Consider the following 17,706-nt stretch of genomic DNA (forward strand, 5'->3'; position numbering starts at 1 on the left):
TTACACTTGTTTTCCCATGTGGAAAAAGACCGTCCGTGGACGGTCTTTTTATGTACATCGTCAGGCACGCGTCAACCAGCTCATCGCCAATACGGTAACCAGTATACCGAAAAAACCGAAAATCAAACCGTAATTCGGCTTTGTGCCCGCCTGCTCCTGATTGAGGTCATAACCGATCCCTCCCGCTGCAGAAGCGACCTGACTGCTGTCAGGTGGAACAGTGGCGGTAGCAGACTCCCCTTGATCAGTCGTAATCTCAATCGATGCAGAGATTACCTCGGTCTTGGTCGGGGTGACAATCGTTCCAGCCATCAACTTCTCCTCACCCGAATGAGTGTAGAGGGCAAAGGAACACAGAGCGAGCAGCACCATCGCGGCGAGTGCCCCGAGCCTGCGCATTCGCGCTGTGACGGTAAACACTTTTCGCCCGATCGGAATAGCCCATTTCTCTTCTGAAAGGATACGCTCCATGACGGCATCGACAATTGATTTTTTCGGAGAGTGAACATTGGCATACTTTTCTTTTTCAGCCTGTATCCACTTGCCGCTATCCTTCCAGAGATCATGTTCCGTCCGACACGACAGACAAGTCTCCAGATGCTGATCGAGACGGCGTCGGGTGATCTCGGGCAGCAGGTTGTCGGTATATTCGGTTAGCAATTGTTGCGCTTCTTCGCATTTCATCGTTTGTTCATCCCTTCGGCTTCTTCCAGATAAGCATCCATCATGTAGGACTCCAGCTGCATTTTAATGCTCTGGCGGGCCCGAAACAGCAGGGATTTAACGGAACTAACCGTCAGGTCGAGAATGCTGGCGATCTCGTTGTATTCCATCTGTTCGTATTCTCTCAGGATTAGTGCCGAGCGCTGTTTCTCAGGCAAGTTGTTGATTGCTTGGCGCACCAACACTTCACGCTCCACACGGAGTAGCTGCTGCTCCGGCATGCGCTCAAACGAGGCAACTGGAACCTGAACCGTGTCCTCGAGATACACGTCCGAATTCCGGCTTTTCCGCAGTTCGCTTAACACCGTATTTCTGGCAATCGTATACAGCCAGGTGGAGAATGTCGCTTCGACATCGCGAAAGGAGTGGATGCTTCGATACGCTTTATAGAAAGTCTCCTGGCAAATGTCCTCTGCCATGTGCTCCAAATGGGCTTGTCGCAGCATATGCAGGACAAATGAGAAGATTTTCTTTTCATAACGGGATATCAATTCAGCGTACCATTCAATGTTGCCATCCTTGATTTCGCGTATCAGTTGGGAGTCGGTGATCATCAGGTATACCCCCTCAGCGATTCCGATCCCCCCAAACGGCTTACTATATCTAGTTATACCGTTGAGGAGGATAAAAAGTTGCGCTAACTCGGCTTCATTTTTTTCGATTTTTTCCGACGGTGATCTTCTGTGCTGCCAGGTGAAGCATTACTCCTGTAGACGCCTTTTGTCCGTAAACCATAAGGATGAAATGTGTTCAGTCACAACACAAAACCGTATGAAAGAAGCGCGCGTGCACGTGTAGAAAAACCCCAGGTTGTGGGGTATCAAATCGCGTAATGATATGGTCGCATCTCCTGCAAATACCGACCAGCCCCTACCACATCGGAGTATGTATCATGTCGATAAATCCAGCGACCTTTCGACATCACGAAAGCTGGTAGGCATACTTCACTAAGGTTGAGCATAGTAGAAAGATCAAAATTTGTCAACCATTCTGCTTTTTTTAACAACCACAGATCGGCGTCTGCCCCCGAAAGCAGGCTCCCTTTGCGCGGGTACCAACCGATCGCTTTTGCAATATTTGTCGAGGCAAGTCTGACCAACAGCTGCAGCAGTTGCTCCGAACCATACTCCCGTACAGAAAGATGTGGTGTCCAGTGGTCGATCGGGCAAAACGCCGGGAAATAGGTGTACCAGTTCTTGGACAGGAAACCTAGTGCGGCCGAAAGTTGGCTGCCATGCACTTGTACCACTCGATAAAACATCTCTCCCTCATGACGAGGCTGCAGATGCAGCCCTTTATCGGCGACCCACGTGCGAATCTGGCCGTGCAGGCAATCAGCCGTCCACAGTTCGATCGCGTCGGATCGCTCTGCAGAAGTGAGTGGCGCTGTTACAGGAATATGCAAATGAATGGATAACCGCTCCTGTGCTGCCAACTGATAAAGTGGAAGCCAGTCGATCCGCATCAGATCTTCATACCGATGTATGGTAACTTCAAACAGACGGAATCCCAAGTCCTTGAGCATCCGCAGGTGCGGCCTGGTCAACATAGAGGCATCCAGTCCCATTCGGATACCGTAATCAATGGAACTATTGTAATGAGGTGTAAGATGGTACCGGATCTGACCTCGCTCCATCCATGAGTCCAATCGCTGGGTATGAAGGACGGCCGTAACACCTCTACGGATCAGATGTCGGATCTGTTCTTTATACCATACGGACCGCTGCAGTTCGGATGGCGACAGTCGGGAGAGGAGAATCAGGCCGGGAAGCACGTAGTATCCGGTTGCGTCAAAAATCTTCAATTGTCGGCCATTGCCGGTTCTGCGAATCTGCAACGTCTCTTTGCCGATTCGGCGAATGACTCCATCTTCGATCCATAAGTCGGCCTGCACCATTCGATAGGCCGTTACGAGTGTCCCACCCCGGATGATGATGGTTTGACCTGCCACAGCTTGTACCCCCTTGCACGGTGAGATGCTGAATGCTCGTAGTACGAGCATATGTGCCAAGGGGGAAAAGATGACTGCAACTGATAAAACATCTACCAGACGGAGCACATCCGGTGGGCGTCTGAATGGGTATGTCTCTATGAGGTTACGTGCAAGCTGCGCAGACGATTTATAGCTGCGGCCACTTCAAACCTGCGCGGCAGTGCCAGGTCTCCGGGGTGACGGCCCACATAACGGGAAATCGATTCGAGACCGTCTGCTTCAATCTGATCAAACAACTGTCCAATCAGTTGGGCGAGTGTCATGCGGCCATCTGCGCGGGAGGCGATATGCCTCAGCATTTCAGCGATAGCGTACGTCTGACTCTGATCGACCAACTGCTCGACCGCAGATAAATCAATGCGTTGATCGCCCAACAGGATCGTCTCTCTCCCCTTGGCATCCACTCTGTCGCGGCCACGGCGGTCCAACGGAAAACTGCCAGGAAGCGGCACACGTGGCGTAAGCTGGCCAAAGTCGGAACCGCCCTCCCGCTTCCTGTCATCGTTTTCGCGAGCGATCGCCTTGGCCTCACCTGTTACGTCGATTGCCTTGTACTCATCCATCATGATCACTCGATCTGCGATACCAAAGTAGTCGCCCGAGCCACCCAAGACCAATATCGTTGACACCCCGTGCTGTTCATACAGCTGTCTTGCTCTATCTATAAATGGCGTAATCGGCTCTTTCTCTTTTTGGACCAGCCTTTGCATTTTCGCGTCACGCATCATGAAGTTGTTGGCACTGGTGTCTTCATCGATCAAGAGCAGCTTGCATCCCAACTCCATCGCCTCGATAATGTTGGCCGCCTGCGAGGTGCTGCCGCTGGCATCCTGTGTGGAGAACCGTTCTGTGTTTTGACCAAAAGGGAGATTTTGGATAAAGGGCGAGATGTCCACTCCCTCAATGTTTCGTCCGTCTTCCGCTCTGATTCGTACGGCCGCCTGATCGGTCAATACATACTCCCGTCCATCGCCCGGAATGTGGTTGTACACTCCTCTTTCGATTGCTTTTAGCAGCGTGCTCTTGCCATGATATCCCCCACCTACAATCAGGGTGATGCCTGCCGGAATGGCCATGCCTCGGAGCGGCTCCTGCTGGTGAGGTATTGGCACTTCCACTTCCAGTGAGGCCGGCGACTGAAACGGTATGACCCGGTCGCTGCGCAGCGGGCGGTTGCTGACGCCAGACTCTCTCGGCAGGATCGAACCGTTTGCCACGAAGGAGACCCACCCCCGTTCACGCAAATATTGGCGGATCGCTTGCTGCTGATCGGCCAACTGCAGGTGGTAAAGCATTTGTTTTTGATCCATCTCAAAGATCGCTTGTTTGACGATGGACGGCACCGATTGAGTAAGCAATTGGGCAGCAGCATGACCGAGAATCGTCCGACCGGCCGCCGGCAGTCCGACCGACAGGCGGACCTCAATGGTCTGCTCCGTAATCTTCACTGCTGTCCGTTGCAGGACTTCCTGACCGGGTGCATCGATTGCGATCAGTCCGCTTTTTCCCATCCCTTCTCTACGTGGGGCTGCCTTTCGGATGGCCGCTGCCACCTCTCTGGCCAGATAATCTTCCGAGGCAACCCTCCTCCACGGAGACTGCAGACAATCATCGCCAATTCGTTCAGGATCTCTTTTCATTGTGAAGCGGATCCGAGATGGAGCGGCAAACGGATCGGCCTGAACGTGATCGATCAGCAGTTGAAACCACTGTCCGCGATATGTGCCGTGGATTTCCTTATATGCTTTGTAGCCTCTGCCATCCAAACGCTTGAGGAGCGATTGCAGTTGTTCCATTGCTTTACTTCATCCTTTCTTCAAAAAATCTTCGCTAGGGACATAACCGAGTCGGAAAAGGCAATCAGTCTGCTTTATTATACAAAAAAAAGACCGCCGCTGCGCTATTGTAAGCGCATACAAACGGCGGCAGCACATACGTGCTTCATATATTTGGATAGGAGTGGAGAGAAACCATACTGTAGTTTTAATTATATTCAAATGTAAGCGCTTGTCAAACCATTTTTACGGATTTTATATGATTTTTTTTTTTAAAACTAAGTAATCTATTCGAGATACATCCAGTTCCCGATCATCCAGAAGGGCCCGCCCGGCAGTTCCGTCCTGCCGGGCGAGGATTTGGCAAAGAATACCCTTAGCGTGTGATCCGCTCCAACGTTTCGGCAAATCCGGGAAAGGATACGTTGATCGCTTCCGCGTTGGCGATGGTCGTCTCGCCCTCCGCTGCAAGTCCGGCTATCGCCATGGCCATGCCGATCCGATGATCCCCCATGCTGTCGATCTCGGCACCGACCAGCGATTTGCCTCCCTCGATCACCAATCCATCCTCGGTCGGCGTGACGGAGGCGCCAAACTTGGCTAGCTGAGAAGCAACGGTAGCGATGCGATCCGTCTCTTTTACTTTAAGCTCTTGAGCGTCACGGATCACCGTCCGTCCGTTGGCTTGCGCAGCCATAACCGCGATAACCGGAATCTCGTCGATCAAACGCGGAATCAGGTCTCCTTCGATCACGGTTCCTCTCAGTTCTGAGTGAAATACGTGCAGGTCTGCGACCGGCTCTTCATTGATCAGACGTTCGTTGACAATTTCCAGCCGCCCCCCCATCGCCTGAACCGCATCGATAATCCCCGTTCGGGTCGGGTTGATCCCTACCTGTTCGATTACCAATGAACTGTCCGGCACCATCATCACTGCGGCGATCAGAAAAGCAGCAGAGGAAATGTCGCCGGGTACAAAGATATCTCGACCTTTTAACGTTTGTCCACCGCTGACAGATACCCGGCTTCCCTCATGACGGACATCAATCCCAAAGGCTTTGAGCATTCGCTCAGTGTGATCACGCGATAGGTGCGGTTCTTCGACACTGGTCGTTCCGTCGGCTTGCAGTCCAGCCAACAGGATCGCCGATTTCACCTGTGCACTGGCAACCGGCGAACGGTAGGATATGCCGTTCAGCTTGCCGCCGCGGATGGCAAGCGGCGTATATTCCCCGTTCTGACGCCCGTCGATCTTTGCTCCCATTTCGCGAAGCGGTCCCACGACACGACGCATGGGTCGCTTGGCAATCGATTCATCACCTTCCAACACCGAGTGAAACGGCTGTGTAGCCATAATCCCGGTCATCAGTCGGATGGTCGTTCCAGAGTTGCCTACATCCAGTCGCTGGTCTGGCTCTTTGAGACCGTACCAGCCCTTGCCGTAAACGGTGACCTGATCCCCCTGCTGTTCGATAGTAATACCCATCCGGCGAAAACAGTCGATCGTACTCAGACAATCGGCTCCCGGCAAAAAGCCGCTGATCGTCGTTTTCCCCTCCGCAAGCGAACCAAACATCACGGCCCGATGGGAAATCGATTTGTCTCCCGGAACACGTACCGTTCCTTCTATTTTGTCTGCTTTAGTGACGCGCAACACAACTCCCACTCCTTTTGCTAGTCTCTGCGGTACACGTTGTAATCGAAATAGCGCAGCAGTTCTTCTCCTTTTTCCAACTCTTCTTGGCTGCGAAAGGTGATCCTGAGCACACCCATGATGTCCTCGCGATTTTCCATGATGCGAATGTTAGTGATGCTGATTTGTTTGGCACCGAGCAGTGTGGTGATCCTCCCAATCTCACCGGGATGGTCGGGAATATCCAGGTATAGATCGTAGAGCGGTTCCATCGCTCCCTTGCGCCGCTCAGGGAGCTGCTCACGAAAATCGCGAGCCGAGCTGAAAAACTGTTCAATCCCTTGCGCATCTTCCTGTGCCACCAAGTGCATCACCTGATCAAGACCATCCCGCCAGTTTCGGGAAATCTCCAGCAGATGCTCCCGGTTGTTCAGGAGAATATCACGCCAGAGCTGCGGATTACTGGATGCGATCCGGGTGATGTCGCGAAACCCGCCTGCGGCCAGTCGCTGGTACCAGCTGTTTGTCTCATTGAAACCGCTCACCTGGTTGACCAATGCGGCGGCGATAATGTGCGGGAAGTGACTCACGGCACCAACGATCCGATCGTGTTCGACCGGATCGAGAACAATCACTTTTGCCCGGGTTGCGGCAAGTACGCTGCTCAAGCGATCCACGTCGGCTTGTGCTGCATCATCTGTTGGCGTCAATACGTAGTACGCGTTCTCGAACAATCGTTCGTTTGCCGCTTCCACCCCCGATTTGTGAGAACCAGCCATCGGGTGTCCGCCAATGAACGTAATCTGTTTCTCCGACAGCCGCTTGCCATACTGCACGATTTTCTGCTTCGTGCTGCCCACGTCACTGACGATCGCACCCGCTTTGAGTTGCAGCTCTGCGAGATGGTCAATCAGAGGATAGAGTTGTTGCACCGGAGCAGCCAAAAAAATAAAATCCGCTTCCCGTACGGCAGTCTGCAGGTCGGTTGTACCAGCGTGGATAATCCCTCTGGTCAACGCTTTGTCGAGATAGTCCTCCCGTACGTCAAAACCAATCAAGCGATGGTCGGAGTTGGACTTTAATGCCAAGGAGAGCGATCCACCAATCAGCCCGACCCCCAACACAGCAATTGTCGTTTTCATCTCCACTTCCCTTTCTCTTTTCACTCCATTTGCCAGCGTGTCCAAAACGGCGCCGCAGATGCGCAAAAGATGCCGGCTTCTGCCGGCATCTCTCTACTGTTTGAGAGCTTCCCGTACGACTGTTTCCACTGCAGTCAACAGCTTATCGTTCTGTTCCGCCGTACCCACCGTAATGCGCTGGTAGCCTGGAAAACCAAGTGCGTTTCCGGAGCGGACGATCAAGCCCTGTGCCAGCAGTTTGCGGAATACGACATCCGAGTCCTCCTTCATGTTGACGAGGACGAAGTTGGTCTGCGTCGGGAAGTAGTCCAATCCCAGTTCGTCAAACTTGTCAGTCATCCGCTTCAGGTTGATCCGGTTTTGCTCGCGACAGCTGCGGACGAATTCCTGGTCTGTCAGCGCTGTTCGAGCGGCTGCTTGTGCCAATGAACTTGTATTAAACGGTTCGCGCACGTGATTCAGATGTCCTACGATATTCGCATGAGCAACTCCGTACCCGATCCGCAGTGCAGCAAGACCGTAGATTTTGGAAAAAGTACGCAAAATAATAAGATTGGGATATTTGTCAAGCAGCGGAATGGTCTGCGGATAATCCTCGGCAACCACATACTCGTAATATGCCTCGTCCATCACTACCAGCACATCGCGCGGTACTTTATCCAGAAATGCCAACAATTCCGATTCCGTCACAATCGTACCGGAAGGGTTGTTCGGATTGCAAACCCAGACCACGCGTGTCTGACTGTTGATCGCTTCCGCCATCGCATCCAGGTCGTGAACCCCGTCTTTTAGCGGCACTTCAATCAATTCCGCCCCTTCAATCTTGGCATTGGAACGATACTGCGAAAACGTAGGTGTGGCCATCACCGTATTGGTTCCTTCGCTGAGGTAGGCCCGTGAGATCATCAGCACGATCTCGTCAGAGCCGTTCCCGAATATCAGCTGACTGGGATCGACTTGCAAAAAGGCTGCCAATTCTTCGCGCAGTTGCATGCTGCCTCCGTCGGGATAGACGGCCAATGTATTCAATTCGGCTGCCAATGCTTCTTTTACCTTGGGAGAGCACCCAAAAGGATTTTCGTTGGAAGCCAGCTTGATTACTTCGGTTAGTCCCAGTTCACGCTTCACCTCATCGATTGGCTTGCCGGGCTGGTAGATCGGCACGTCGAGGATGCGCTGCTTCGGAATCATGTATGAATCACTCCAAACAGGTTTTTCCTGTTATTTTAACGCAGAGACCAAGCTTTGTACAAACGTTTTTATGTTGGCGATTCCTTCCGCCTGCTGCTTATCGTCCGTGAGAAGCGACAGATTCCGCTCGATCTCTTGCACGATCGCACTCCCGACGATGACTCCGTCCGCATGATCTGCTACCTGCCTTACCTGCTCCGGAGTAGAGATGCCAAAACCGACAGCGATCGGAACGGTTGTGTTGGCCCGAACGCTGGCCAGAAACTGAGCCAAGTCTTCCCGCAAAGAGACCCTTGCCCCGGTAACGCCGAGCGAGGAGACACAGTATAGAAATCCGCTGGCCTGCTGACCGATCATGGCAATTCGCTGCTCCGAGGTTGGAGCAACCAGCGAGATCACATGCAGGCCGTGGGCCTTTGCCGCCTCAACAACAGGTTCGTTCTCCTCCACCGGCAAATCGGGAATTACAATGCCGTCAGCGCCCTGCTCCCGCATATCGGCAAAAAACTGTTCAATGCCATACTGCATGACGGGATTGTAGTAGCTGAACAGCACAAGCGGGATCTCAATCCCAGCCTGACGCAAACGTCCGACAAACTGGACCACGTCGCGAATGCTCGTCTTCGCCGCCAACGATCGCAGAGAAGCGCGCTGAATGGTCGGTCCATCAGCCAGTGGATCGGAATAAGGCACTCCCAGTTCAATCAGTGACGCTCCAGCTTCCACCAACGCCTGAACCAACCGGAAGGAGACGTCCAGGGACGGATCGCCAACAGTGATGAATGGGATGAAATGTTTTTGTCGTTGTTTGGCAAAGAGACGGTCGATACGATTCTCAACCCCTATCATCGCTGCTCCTCTCCCTTCTTTGGCTGCAGATACTTCTGAATTGCCGCAACATCCTTGTCCCCGCGCCCGGACAGACAGACCACGATCACCTTATCGCTGCTCATATCCGGGGCAATTTTGATCGCATCGGCCAACGCGTGGGCACTCTCCAGAGCAGGAATGATACCTTCCGTCTCGCTGAGCAGCTGCAGAGCGGCCAATGCTTCTTCATCTGTAACAGCCGTATACGTGACACGGCCAATCTCTTTCAGGTAGGCGTGTTCCGGCCCGACACCAGGATAGTCCAATCCTGCGGAAATGGAGTGCGCTTCCTGGACTTGGCCGTATTCATCCTGCAGCAGATAGGTTAGCGTCCCATGGATCACGCCCGGGGTTCCCAGGGTCAATTTAGCGGAGTGCTTCTTGGTATCGATCCCATGACCTGCCGCCTCTACACCGCGCAGCCTCACGTTTTCTCCGATAAACGGATAAAACATCCCCATCGCGTTGCTGCCGCCGCCGACGCAGGCGATCACTTCGTCAGGCATACGGCCGATTTGGTCCATTGCCTGTTCCTTGGTTTCCTCCCCGATGATTTTTTGGAATTCTCGTACCATGTATGGGTATGGATGAGGCCCTATAACCGAACCGATGACGTAAAAGGCTTCCTCCACGTGGGACACCCAGTAGCGGATCGCCTCATTGGTCGCATCCTTCAATGTGCGTGTACCTGAAGTAGCAGGGATGACCTCGGCGCCCAACAGTTTCATCCGAAACACGTTAAGCTCCTGCCGCTTGATGTCTTCCTCTCCCATAAACACTTTGCAGGAGAGACCAAGCTTGGCGGCTACCGTTGCGCTCGCAACACCGTGCTGGCCGGCGCCTGTTTCAGCGATGATCGCCTTCTTGCCAAGCCGTTTGGCCAACAACCCTTGCCCCAACGCATTGTTCAGCTTGTGCGCGCCGGTATGGTTCAGATCCTCTCGCTTCAGGTAAATCTGGGCACCCCCCAACGTCTCGGACAGCCGCTGCGCATAATAGAGCGGTGTGGGCCTGCCGCTATAATACGAAAATAGATGGTTCAATTGGGCCAGAAACTGAGGGTCTCTGCGTGCTTCCTCAAATGCCTCTTCCAGTTCGTTTAGCGCATTCATCAGTGTCTCCGGCACATATCGTCCACCGAACGAGCCAAATCTCCCTTTTTCGTCAGGCACCGTCTGATTGGCTGCCGTCATCTTGGTCATGCTCTCTCACCCTTTCCAGAAATGTTTGTATCTTATTGTGATCTTTCACGCCATCTGTTTCCACGCCACTGGAGATGTCAATCGCCTGCGGACCGTAGGCGTCCAGCAGTCTCCCGACGTTGACGCTGTCTATTCCCCCTGCGACAAAGAACGGAACACTTCCGGCCAACTCAGCCAACTCCGGAATCCGCTCCCAGGAAAACCGACGACCCGTTCCTCCGGCTAGCACTTTGTCGTATGTGTCAAACAAGAACGCATCGACACACGAACGATAGCGGTCCACTTCTGCCGCCAACTGCTCCCCGTCCTTGACACTGATTGCCTTCCACACAGCGGTATGATATCGATCTCGCACCCTTACACAATCGTCAGGCGACTCTCGACCGTGCAGTTGTATCACCTGCAGCAGGGCATGCTCGAACACGTTGTCCAGCTCTTCTCGCGTCGGATTGACAAATACGCCGACGGCAGGGGGATGATCCGGAACTTGTCTCAACATCTCTCCAACCTGCTGAGGGGAGACCCGTCGACGGCTTTCGGCAAATACAAAGCCAACATAGTCAACGTTCTGTTCGGAAAGCAGCCGCAGCGTCTCCGCATCGCGCACCCCACAAATTTTGACACACGTCATAGGAACGATCCGAGCGGGTCAGGCGCTCTCTCTCCAACCAAACGCTGCACAGCCTGCGTAATATCCTTCTGTCTCATAAAATGTTCGCCAACCAAAACAGCCCGAACCCCTATCTGCTGCAGAAAAGCGATATCTTCCGGCTGGGAGACCCCGCTTTCGCTCACAACCGGGATTCCTTGCGGGATAAGCGGCATCAATTCCGCTGTGGTGGACAGATTGGTTTCAAAAGTATGCAGATTACGGTTGTTGATACCAAGAAGTGCAGGGTGTACCGTGTCCAGAACGAGCTCAAGTTCTTCGCGGTTGTGCACCTCAATTAATGTATCCATACCTAACTGTCTCGCCATCTGGGAAAAATGGTGCAGTTGCTCCCTATCCAGGATCGCGGCAATCAAGAGGATGCAGTCGGCTCCGTGTGCACGCGACTGAATAAGCTGCCATTCGTCAATCAGAAAGTCTTTTCGAAGCACGGGTACCCCTGTCAACTGGGTGATCTGCTCCAGATAGGCAAGACTCCCCTGGAAGTACGTCTCGTCAGTAAGAACGGATATCGCTTCGACAGAAGCCGCGGTGTACCTGCTGGCAATCGTCAGCGGATCGAAATCGGCTCGGATCACACCCTTGGAGGGAGACGCTTTCTTCACCTCGGCAATCACGCTGACCGGCCTCGTACTCTCCAGCAAGGAACGGCGAAATGGACGAGGTTCCGGGGCTGACTCAAGCCGACTAAGCAGTTTCTGCTGGGTGGTGGCCGCTTTCAGTCGGGCGACTTCCTCCTGTTTGGTCTCGACAATCTTACGAAGCATGCGCGATCCCTCCTGCTACCTCTCGAATCTGCTGTAATTTCCGGCTGACCTCGCCGCTGTCTACCAATTCTGCAGCCAGTGTTACTCCATCCGCAATCGAGTCCGCCCGATCAGTGAGATAGAGAATCGCCCCGGCATTGAGCAGTACGATGTCCCGGGCGGCACCGCTGTTCCCGGTAAAGATGCCCTCGATAATCCTGGCGTTTTCCGCTGCATCCCCGCCCATCAACTGCTCACTGCGGAAACGTCCCAAACCAAACTGTTCCGGTGCGATTTCCAACTGTGTAATTTGACCGTCCCGCAGTTCAACCACATCAGACTTTCCGGTTACGGTTAGTTCATCCAGTCCGTCTTGACCAGCCACGACCAAAGCGCGCTCGACGCCTAGCTCACGCAGTACTTCAGCAACCGTCCGCAACAACGTCCGATCATAGATCCCCATCAACTGACGGCTGGCTCCAGCCGGATTCGTAAGCGGACCAAGCAGGTTGAATACGGTACGAATGGCAAGCTCCCGGCGAGGACCGGCAGCGTGCTTCATCGCCTGATGGTATAACGGGGCGAACAAAAAGCAGAGATTGGTCTGTTTTAGACAGGAAGCGGCTTCCTCCGGGGTGAGCGAGATTGGGATCTCCAACGCTTCCAGTACGTCGGCGCTGCCGCTTCTGCTAGATACAGCGCGATTGCCGTGCTTGGCGATTTTGACACCGCCGCTTGCCGCTACAATCGCCGCCGCCGTGGAGATATTAAACGTATGGCTGCCATCCCCTCCGGTACCACAGGTATCGACCAACTCGTCAGCCTCAAGCGGCACAGCAGCCGCTCTTTCCCGCATCGCCTGGGCAAACCCGATAATTTCCTCCACTTGCTCTCCTTTTGCCCTCAGCGCTGCCAAAAAGGCCCCAATCTGGGCGTCTGTTGCTTTTCCATCCATGATCGCCCCCATTGCCTCACGAGCTGTGGCACGATCCAGATCTTCTTTGCGTATGATTTTCTCTAGTGCTGCTGTGATCATGCTTTCACCTCCGCTTGGGAAAACAGCTGCTCCGCCTTCTCCAGAGCTTGCATCAGAGCGGCTGCTTTGTTGATCGTCTCCCGATACTCCAGTTCAGGGACAGAATCAGCGACGATGCCTGCTCCTGCCTGGATATACGCCTGGTTCTCCTTAAACAAGATCGTGCGTATCGTGATACAGCTGTCTAGATTGCCTGTGAAGCTGAGATAGCCGATTGCTCCGGCGTAAGTATGCCGGGCATCCGGCTCCAGCTCAGCAATGATCTCCATCGCCCGCAGCTTTGGCGCTCCTGAGACGGTACCAGCAGGAAACGCGGACAGCAGGGCGTCAAACGGATGAAGATCTGCTCGAAGCTGTCCTGATACGTGAGATACGAGGTGCATCACATGGGAGTACTGTTCGATCACCATTTGTTCATCGACGTTCACCGACCCATAAGATGACACCCGCCCGACATCATTGCGGCCTAGGTCGAGCAGCATGTAATGCTCTGCCCGTTCTTTCGGATCCGCGAGCAGCTCTTCTGCCATCGCGACATCCTCTTCTGCGGTAGCGCCTCGTTTGCGTGTTCCCGCGATCGGCCGCATCTCTACTTTTCCATCCTCTACCCGAACCAACAGTTCAGGTGATGCCCCGACCAAGGTCTCATTTTCGTACTGGAGATAATACATGTACGGGGATGGGTTAAGCGTGCGAAGCACCCGGTATACGGCGAACGGATCTACTGTGGTTTCGACTGAGAAACGCTGCGACAGCACCACCTGAAAGATGTCTCCGGCAGCGATGTACTCTTTTGCCCGGCGAACGATCTCTTCGTACCGGGATCGCGGCATGTTCGGCACCATTTCCTGACGCGTCCGCCGCTCTGCGACATCCGCCTGTTTCCCTGTTTCCCTTGCCGGCAGATCACCTGCTGCCTGTGCAGCCAACTGCTGCAGTCGATCACACGCCTGATCGTATTTGCGGGCAATGAGGTCGGGCGTGTCGTCTTTGTCGATGTGCAGATTGACAATCAGTTGGATTTCCTGTTTGAGATGGTCAAATACCAGCAGCTCATCAACGAACAAAAAACGCAGATCGGGCACCTGCAGATGTTCCTCGCGGTGTGCCGGAAGCTCTTCAAAATAGCGCAGCGTGTTGTAGCCGAAAAAACCAACTGCCCCACCTGTCAACCGCGGGAACTGAGGCAGACTTGGACTTTTGTAGCGATCCATGTACTCTCTGAGCTTCCAGACCGGATTGCCCTGGCACTGCTCACGCATGCCATCCCGTCCGTAAATCGAGATCTGATCATCTTTTGCTTCGATTTTTAGAAACGGCCGCAGCCCAATAAACGAAAAGCGGGCCCAACGAGCGCCTCCTTCCACACTCTCCAGCAAAAAGGAATCGTCGCTGCGAAATTTCTGATAGAGCCGAATCGGGGTCTCCTGGTCGGCCAAAAGGGTCGTCCTGACAGGAATCAGCGTATACGACGGAGCAAGTCGTTGTACGTCCTCCAGGGAGGGTTGAAACACGGGGAATCACCTCTTCTTTTCGTAGAAGAGGAAGCAGCGGAGAGAAAATAAAAAAGATCCAGGAAGAGTCCTGGATCGGTCGTTTCACACGCGATCATCCTGGCTCCACTCTTCTCTCCTCAACTTCACTCATCTCATCTCAACTAGACAATCTTACACAACCATTCAAACATTCCAACGATTCTTATGCTATCCTCTCGCGCAACCATTGCGCCTCAACTTGGTTAACACTTTATAGCAACCGGTCCAAAATGTCAACTACCTATTGGCCAAGTCCGGTCTCAACCGAACCGCATCCCGCAGGAAAACATGCTCCACCTCTCGCTGACTGCGTGTCGTATTGACGTGCATCATGACGCGAATACAGCGTGGCAGGCTGCCCGGCACCGGGATTTCCCGCGCACACATCAGTGGAACGTACGTCCACCCCTCAAACGAGCGCGCTGCTTTAGCTGGAAAAGCAGCATCCAGATCTTCGGTTGTCGTGATCAGTACACTGGCCACGTCTCCGGCGGAAACCTGATTGAGCCGGATCATCTCGGCTAGCAACTCCTCTGTCGCCGAGATGATCTCCTCCGCCCCATTTTTCTCTACCGTTATTGCTCCTCTTATCCCGCGTACCATCATCCTGTCTGCTCCTCCTGTGCCTTGTTCATCACTTGAAGTACCAAGCTTTCCTCGATCTCTTTGACGATCTCCACGCGGCCGATCGCCCGCGGCAGGATGAGGACAAGCTTGCCGCCGACACTTTTTTTGTCACGCCGCATCACCTCAAGCACGGCTTCCGGCGTTAGCTGCTGCGGCCATGCCACAGGCAATTCAAAGCGCTGCAGCAGTTGTCTGGTTCGCTTCGCTGTTCCCTCAGGAGCCAGGCCCATCCGCTCGGCTACGTCCGCAGCCAGCCCCATCCCGATTGCAATCGCCTCGCCGTGATTCAAGGTTCCATAGTCGAGCAAGGCTTCAAAGGCATGGCCAAACGTATGTCCTAGATTAAGTGTGGCTCTCAGCCCCTGTTCCCGTTCATCTGCTGAGACCACTTCCGCTTTCACTGCGCAGCCACGCTTGATCGCCTCTCCGACGTACTCGGGATCAAGCGACTTGAGCTGCTCAGCATGTTGCTCCAACCAACCGACGAAACGCTCATCAGAGATCAGACCGTGTTTGATCACTTCCGCAAATCCGGCAGCAACCTCCCGCTTTGGCAAACTGCGCAGTGTATCCGTATCGTACACAACCAGCATGGGCTGGTGGAAAGCACCAATCAGGTTCTTGCCCAGCGGATGATTGATGGCCACCTTGCCCCCGACGGAACTGTCGTGGGCCAATAGCGTTGTCGGAACTTGTACAAACGAGATCCCCCGCATAAAGGTGGCGGCGACAAACCCTCCAAGATCACCGATCACACCTCCGCCAAGCGCGATCAGCAGTGATTTTCTATCAAGTCCTGCCTCAATCGCCTCCGTCATCACCTGTTCGTAGACGGCAAGCCGCTTCGCCTGCTCTCCCGCCTCTACGATACATGCGGCGACAGCAAAACCATCCGCCTCCAGATTCCGCTTGAGACGCTCCAGATACAACGGGGCGACGTTCTCATCCGTCAGGATGAACAACTTCCCCGCGTCAACCGCGCCGGCAGCCCTCAGCAGCGCCGGCAGTTCTGCCAACAGTGCGGGGCCGATATGGATCGGATACGAACGCTCTGCCAACTGAACGTGCAAGGTTTTTCGTTCCATTAGAATCGCTCCGCGTAAGCCCGGTATTGATTGACATTCTCCAACATGTCATCTAGTGAATCGCTCGGAAACTTCTCGCACATGGCACGGGCGATTTCCCAAGCGACTACCGCTTCCGCCACGACACTGGCAGCTGGCACGGCGCAACTGTCCGAGCGTTCGATGCTGGCGGAGAAGGCCTCCTTGGTGTCGATATCCACACTTTGCAGCGGCTTGTACAGGGTAGGAATCGGCTTCATCACACCACGCACGAGGATTGGCATGCCGGTTGTCATCCCGCCTTCCAAGCCACCTGCGCGGTTTGTCTTACGGTGGTAACCACGTTCTTCAGACCAAGCGATTTCGTCGTGAACCTGTGAACCGGGGCGGCCGGCAGCCTCAAAGCCAATCCCGATCTCCACACCTTTGAACGCCTGAATGCTCATAACAGCCTGAGCGAGACGAGCATCCAGTTTGCGATCCCACTGTACGTGACTCCCAAGGCCGACCGGAACACCTTCCACCATCACTTCGACAATGCCACCGAGAGAATCTCCCTCTTCCTTGGCCTTATCGATTGCAGCCATCATTTTCATCTCCGCTTGCTTGTCCAGACAGCGTACAGGCGAAGCCTCTGTCTGTTCGATCAACTCGTCAATCGGCAGCTCGATGCGTTCAGCCTGAACCTCCCCGATCTGCAGCACCTGCCCCGCCACTTTGATCCCAAAGGCAGCAAGCAGTTGCCGCGCAACGCCTCCCACTGCAACCCTTACTGCTGTTTCCCGCGCACTGGACCGCTCCAAGATATTCCGCATGTCGCGCTGGTGGTATTTGATGGCTCCGTTTAAGTCAGCGTGTCCGGGACGCGGACGGGATACACGACGCCGCTCTTCTCCCTCTTCGACTGGTTCAACGCTCATAATCTTTTGCCAATGGGTCCAGTCTTTGTTCTCCACAACCAGCGTGATCGGCGCTCCTGTCGTCAAACCATGACGCACGCCGGATAGGATGGAGACCCTGTCCGTTTCAATCTGCATGCGCCGTCCTCGGCCGTACCCTTTTTGACGGCGTGCCAGCTGCTCGTTTATTTGCTCAACGGAGATCGCCAGGTTGCTTGGCACTCCTTCGATTATCGCTGTCAGTTGGGGGCCATGTGACTCCCCAGCAGTCAAGTATCTCATTCTCTCTCTTCTCCTCCTACCCTTTACCACTTTTATGCGTTATCATATCACACCCACCGAGGGAAGAAAACCACAAAACAAAAGCTTCTCGCCAAGAGAAGCATCTGTCATGACTGATCACAGGTTATCTGCTACTACATACGGTTTGGTTGGTACCGAACGGCGGACATGCTCAATGGTAACCAGTTCGTCCAGCTGTGACTTGTCCGCCCCGAGAATTTGCCCACATTCCTGCAGCGTAATTAAACCACGTCGATATGCTTCAATTACTTTTTGCTTCTCCATGTAGTACCTCCCTATTGGATTCTCCTTATTTAT

At 53.9% G+C, this 17,706-nt stretch carries 17 protein-coding genes; all 17 read right to left on the minus strand.

Annotated elements, in window-relative coordinates:
- Window positions 1-60 precede the first annotated feature (60 nt).
- Window positions 61-684, minus strand: coding sequence for a zf-HC2 domain-containing protein (locus LOK74_RS09825; protein WP_230046458.1), 624 nt, complete (start codon window positions 682-684; stop codon window positions 61-63).
- A complete protein-coding gene (locus tag LOK74_RS09830; protein ID WP_230046960.1) occupies window positions 681-1,274 on the minus strand; it encodes an RNA polymerase sigma factor in 594 nt (197 codons plus the stop codon). Before LOK74_RS09830 ends, LOK74_RS09825 begins: the two co-directional genes overlap by 4 nt.
- A gap of 269 nt (window positions 1,275-1,543) precedes the next feature.
- Window positions 1,544-2,674, minus strand: coding sequence for an amidohydrolase family protein (locus LOK74_RS09835; protein ID WP_230046459.1), 1,131 nt, complete (start codon window positions 2,672-2,674; stop codon window positions 1,544-1,546).
- Between the two features lie 137 nt (window positions 2,675-2,811).
- Window positions 2,812-4,512 carry an ABC-ATPase domain-containing protein gene (locus tag LOK74_RS09840; RefSeq protein ID WP_230046460.1) on the minus strand — a complete coding sequence of 567 codons (1,701 nt, stop codon included), beginning with the start codon at window positions 4,510-4,512 and terminating at the stop codon, window positions 2,812-2,814.
- 355 nt (window positions 4,513-4,867) lie between these two features.
- Complete coding sequence (aroA, locus tag LOK74_RS09845) at window positions 4,868-6,148, minus strand: 3-phosphoshikimate 1-carboxyvinyltransferase (RefSeq protein WP_230046461.1); 1,281 nt, start codon at window positions 6,146-6,148, stop codon at window positions 4,868-4,870.
- A 17-nt stretch (window positions 6,149-6,165) separates the two neighbouring features.
- The gene (locus tag LOK74_RS09850) at window positions 6,166-7,266 is read right to left on the minus strand and encodes a prephenate dehydrogenase (protein WP_230046462.1); all 1,101 of its coding nucleotides are present in this window, start codon (window positions 7,264-7,266) and stop codon (window positions 6,166-6,168) included.
- A 93-nt stretch (window positions 7,267-7,359) separates the two neighbouring features.
- Window positions 7,360-8,457 carry a histidinol-phosphate transaminase gene (gene hisC, locus LOK74_RS09855; protein ID WP_230046463.1) on the minus strand — a complete coding sequence of 366 codons (1,098 nt, stop codon included), beginning with the start codon at window positions 8,455-8,457 and terminating at the stop codon, window positions 7,360-7,362.
- Between the two features lie 30 nt (window positions 8,458-8,487).
- Complete coding sequence (gene trpA / locus LOK74_RS09860) at window positions 8,488-9,306, minus strand: tryptophan synthase subunit alpha (protein ID WP_230046464.1); 819 nt, start codon at window positions 9,304-9,306, stop codon at window positions 8,488-8,490.
- The gene (trpB, locus tag LOK74_RS09865) at window positions 9,303-10,529 is read right to left on the minus strand and encodes a tryptophan synthase subunit beta (RefSeq protein WP_230046465.1); all 1,227 of its coding nucleotides are present in this window, start codon (window positions 10,527-10,529) and stop codon (window positions 9,303-9,305) included. Before trpB ends, trpA begins: the two co-directional genes overlap by 4 nt.
- Complete coding sequence (locus LOK74_RS09870; protein ID WP_230046466.1) at window positions 10,492-11,160, minus strand: phosphoribosylanthranilate isomerase; 669 nt, start codon at window positions 11,158-11,160, stop codon at window positions 10,492-10,494. Before LOK74_RS09870 ends, trpB begins: the two co-directional genes overlap by 38 nt.
- Window positions 11,157-11,966, minus strand: coding sequence for an indole-3-glycerol phosphate synthase TrpC (gene trpC, locus LOK74_RS09875; protein ID WP_230046467.1), 810 nt, complete (start codon window positions 11,964-11,966; stop codon window positions 11,157-11,159). The genes LOK74_RS09870 and trpC overlap by 4 nt, the downstream gene beginning before the upstream one ends.
- Entirely contained in the window at window positions 11,956-12,981 is a 1,026-nt protein-coding gene (gene trpD / locus LOK74_RS09880; RefSeq protein WP_230046468.1) for an anthranilate phosphoribosyltransferase, read from the minus strand. Before trpD ends, trpC begins: the two co-directional genes overlap by 11 nt.
- On the minus strand, window positions 12,978-14,495 hold the full coding sequence (gene trpE / locus LOK74_RS09885) for an anthranilate synthase component I (RefSeq protein WP_230046469.1): 1,518 nt from the start codon (window positions 14,493-14,495) through the stop codon (window positions 12,978-12,980). Before trpE ends, trpD begins: the two co-directional genes overlap by 4 nt.
- A 258-nt stretch (window positions 14,496-14,753) precedes the next feature.
- Window positions 14,754-15,122, minus strand: a complete 369-nt coding sequence (gene aroH / locus LOK74_RS09890; RefSeq protein WP_230046470.1) for a chorismate mutase — start codon at window positions 15,120-15,122, stop codon at window positions 14,754-14,756.
- Window positions 15,119-16,228, minus strand: coding sequence for a 3-dehydroquinate synthase (aroB, locus tag LOK74_RS09895; protein WP_230046471.1), 1,110 nt, complete (start codon window positions 16,226-16,228; stop codon window positions 15,119-15,121). The genes aroH and aroB overlap by 4 nt, the downstream gene beginning before the upstream one ends.
- A complete protein-coding gene (aroC, locus tag LOK74_RS09900) occupies window positions 16,228-17,388 on the minus strand; it encodes a chorismate synthase (RefSeq protein WP_230046472.1) in 1,161 nt (386 codons plus the stop codon). Before aroC ends, aroB begins: the two co-directional genes overlap by 1 nt.
- 117 nt (window positions 17,389-17,505) lie before the next feature.
- A complete protein-coding gene (locus tag LOK74_RS09905; protein ID WP_230046473.1) occupies window positions 17,506-17,673 on the minus strand; it encodes a hypothetical protein in 168 nt (55 codons plus the stop codon).
- Window positions 17,674-17,706: the final 33 nt, after the last annotated feature.

The organism is Brevibacillus humidisoli (genome assembly GCF_020923435.1).
Classification (GTDB): domain Bacteria; phylum Bacillota; class Bacilli; order Brevibacillales; family Brevibacillaceae; genus Brevibacillus_E; species Brevibacillus_E humidisoli.

What these genes read in the sequence shown, in the direction of transcription:
- trpB (WP_230046465.1), bottom strand. Translation starts at nt 10,529, where the DNA reads ATGACCAAGATGACGGCAGCCAATCAGACGGTGCCTGACGAAAAAGGG.
- LOK74_RS09840 (WP_230046460.1), bottom strand. Translation starts at nt 4,512, where the DNA reads ATGGAACAACTGCAATCGCTCCTCAAGCGTTTGGATGGCAGAGGCTAC.
- aroC (WP_230046472.1), bottom strand. Translation starts at nt 17,388, where the DNA reads ATGAGATACTTGACTGCTGGGGAGTCACATGGCCCCCAACTGACAGCG.
- hisC (WP_230046463.1), bottom strand. Translation starts at nt 8,457, where the DNA reads ATGATTCCGAAGCAGCGCATCCTCGACGTGCCGATCTACCAGCCCGGC.
- trpA (WP_230046464.1), bottom strand. Translation starts at nt 9,306, where the DNA reads ATGATAGGGGTTGAGAATCGTATCGACCGTCTCTTTGCCAAACAACGA.
- trpC (WP_230046467.1), bottom strand. Translation starts at nt 11,966, where the DNA reads ATGCTTCGTAAGATTGTCGAGACCAAACAGGAGGAAGTCGCCCGACTG.
- LOK74_RS09850 (WP_230046462.1), bottom strand. Translation starts at nt 7,266, where the DNA reads ATGAAAACGACAATTGCTGTGTTGGGGGTCGGGCTGATTGGTGGATCG.
- LOK74_RS09905 (WP_230046473.1), bottom strand. Translation starts at nt 17,673, where the DNA reads ATGGAGAAGCAAAAAGTAATTGAAGCATATCGACGTGGTTTAATTACG.
- trpD (WP_230046468.1), bottom strand. Translation starts at nt 12,981, where the DNA reads ATGATCACAGCAGCACTAGAGAAAATCATACGCAAAGAAGATCTGGAT.
- LOK74_RS09825 (WP_230046458.1), bottom strand. Translation starts at nt 684, where the DNA reads ATGAAATGCGAAGAAGCGCAACAATTGCTAACCGAATATACCGACAAC.
- aroH (WP_230046470.1), bottom strand. Translation starts at nt 15,122, where the DNA reads ATGATGGTACGCGGGATAAGAGGAGCAATAACGGTAGAGAAAAATGGG.
- aroB (WP_230046471.1), bottom strand. Translation starts at nt 16,228, where the DNA reads ATGGAACGAAAAACCTTGCACGTTCAGTTGGCAGAGCGTTCGTATCCG.
- LOK74_RS09870 (WP_230046466.1), bottom strand. Translation starts at nt 11,160, where the DNA reads ATGACGTGTGTCAAAATTTGTGGGGTGCGCGATGCGGAGACGCTGCGG.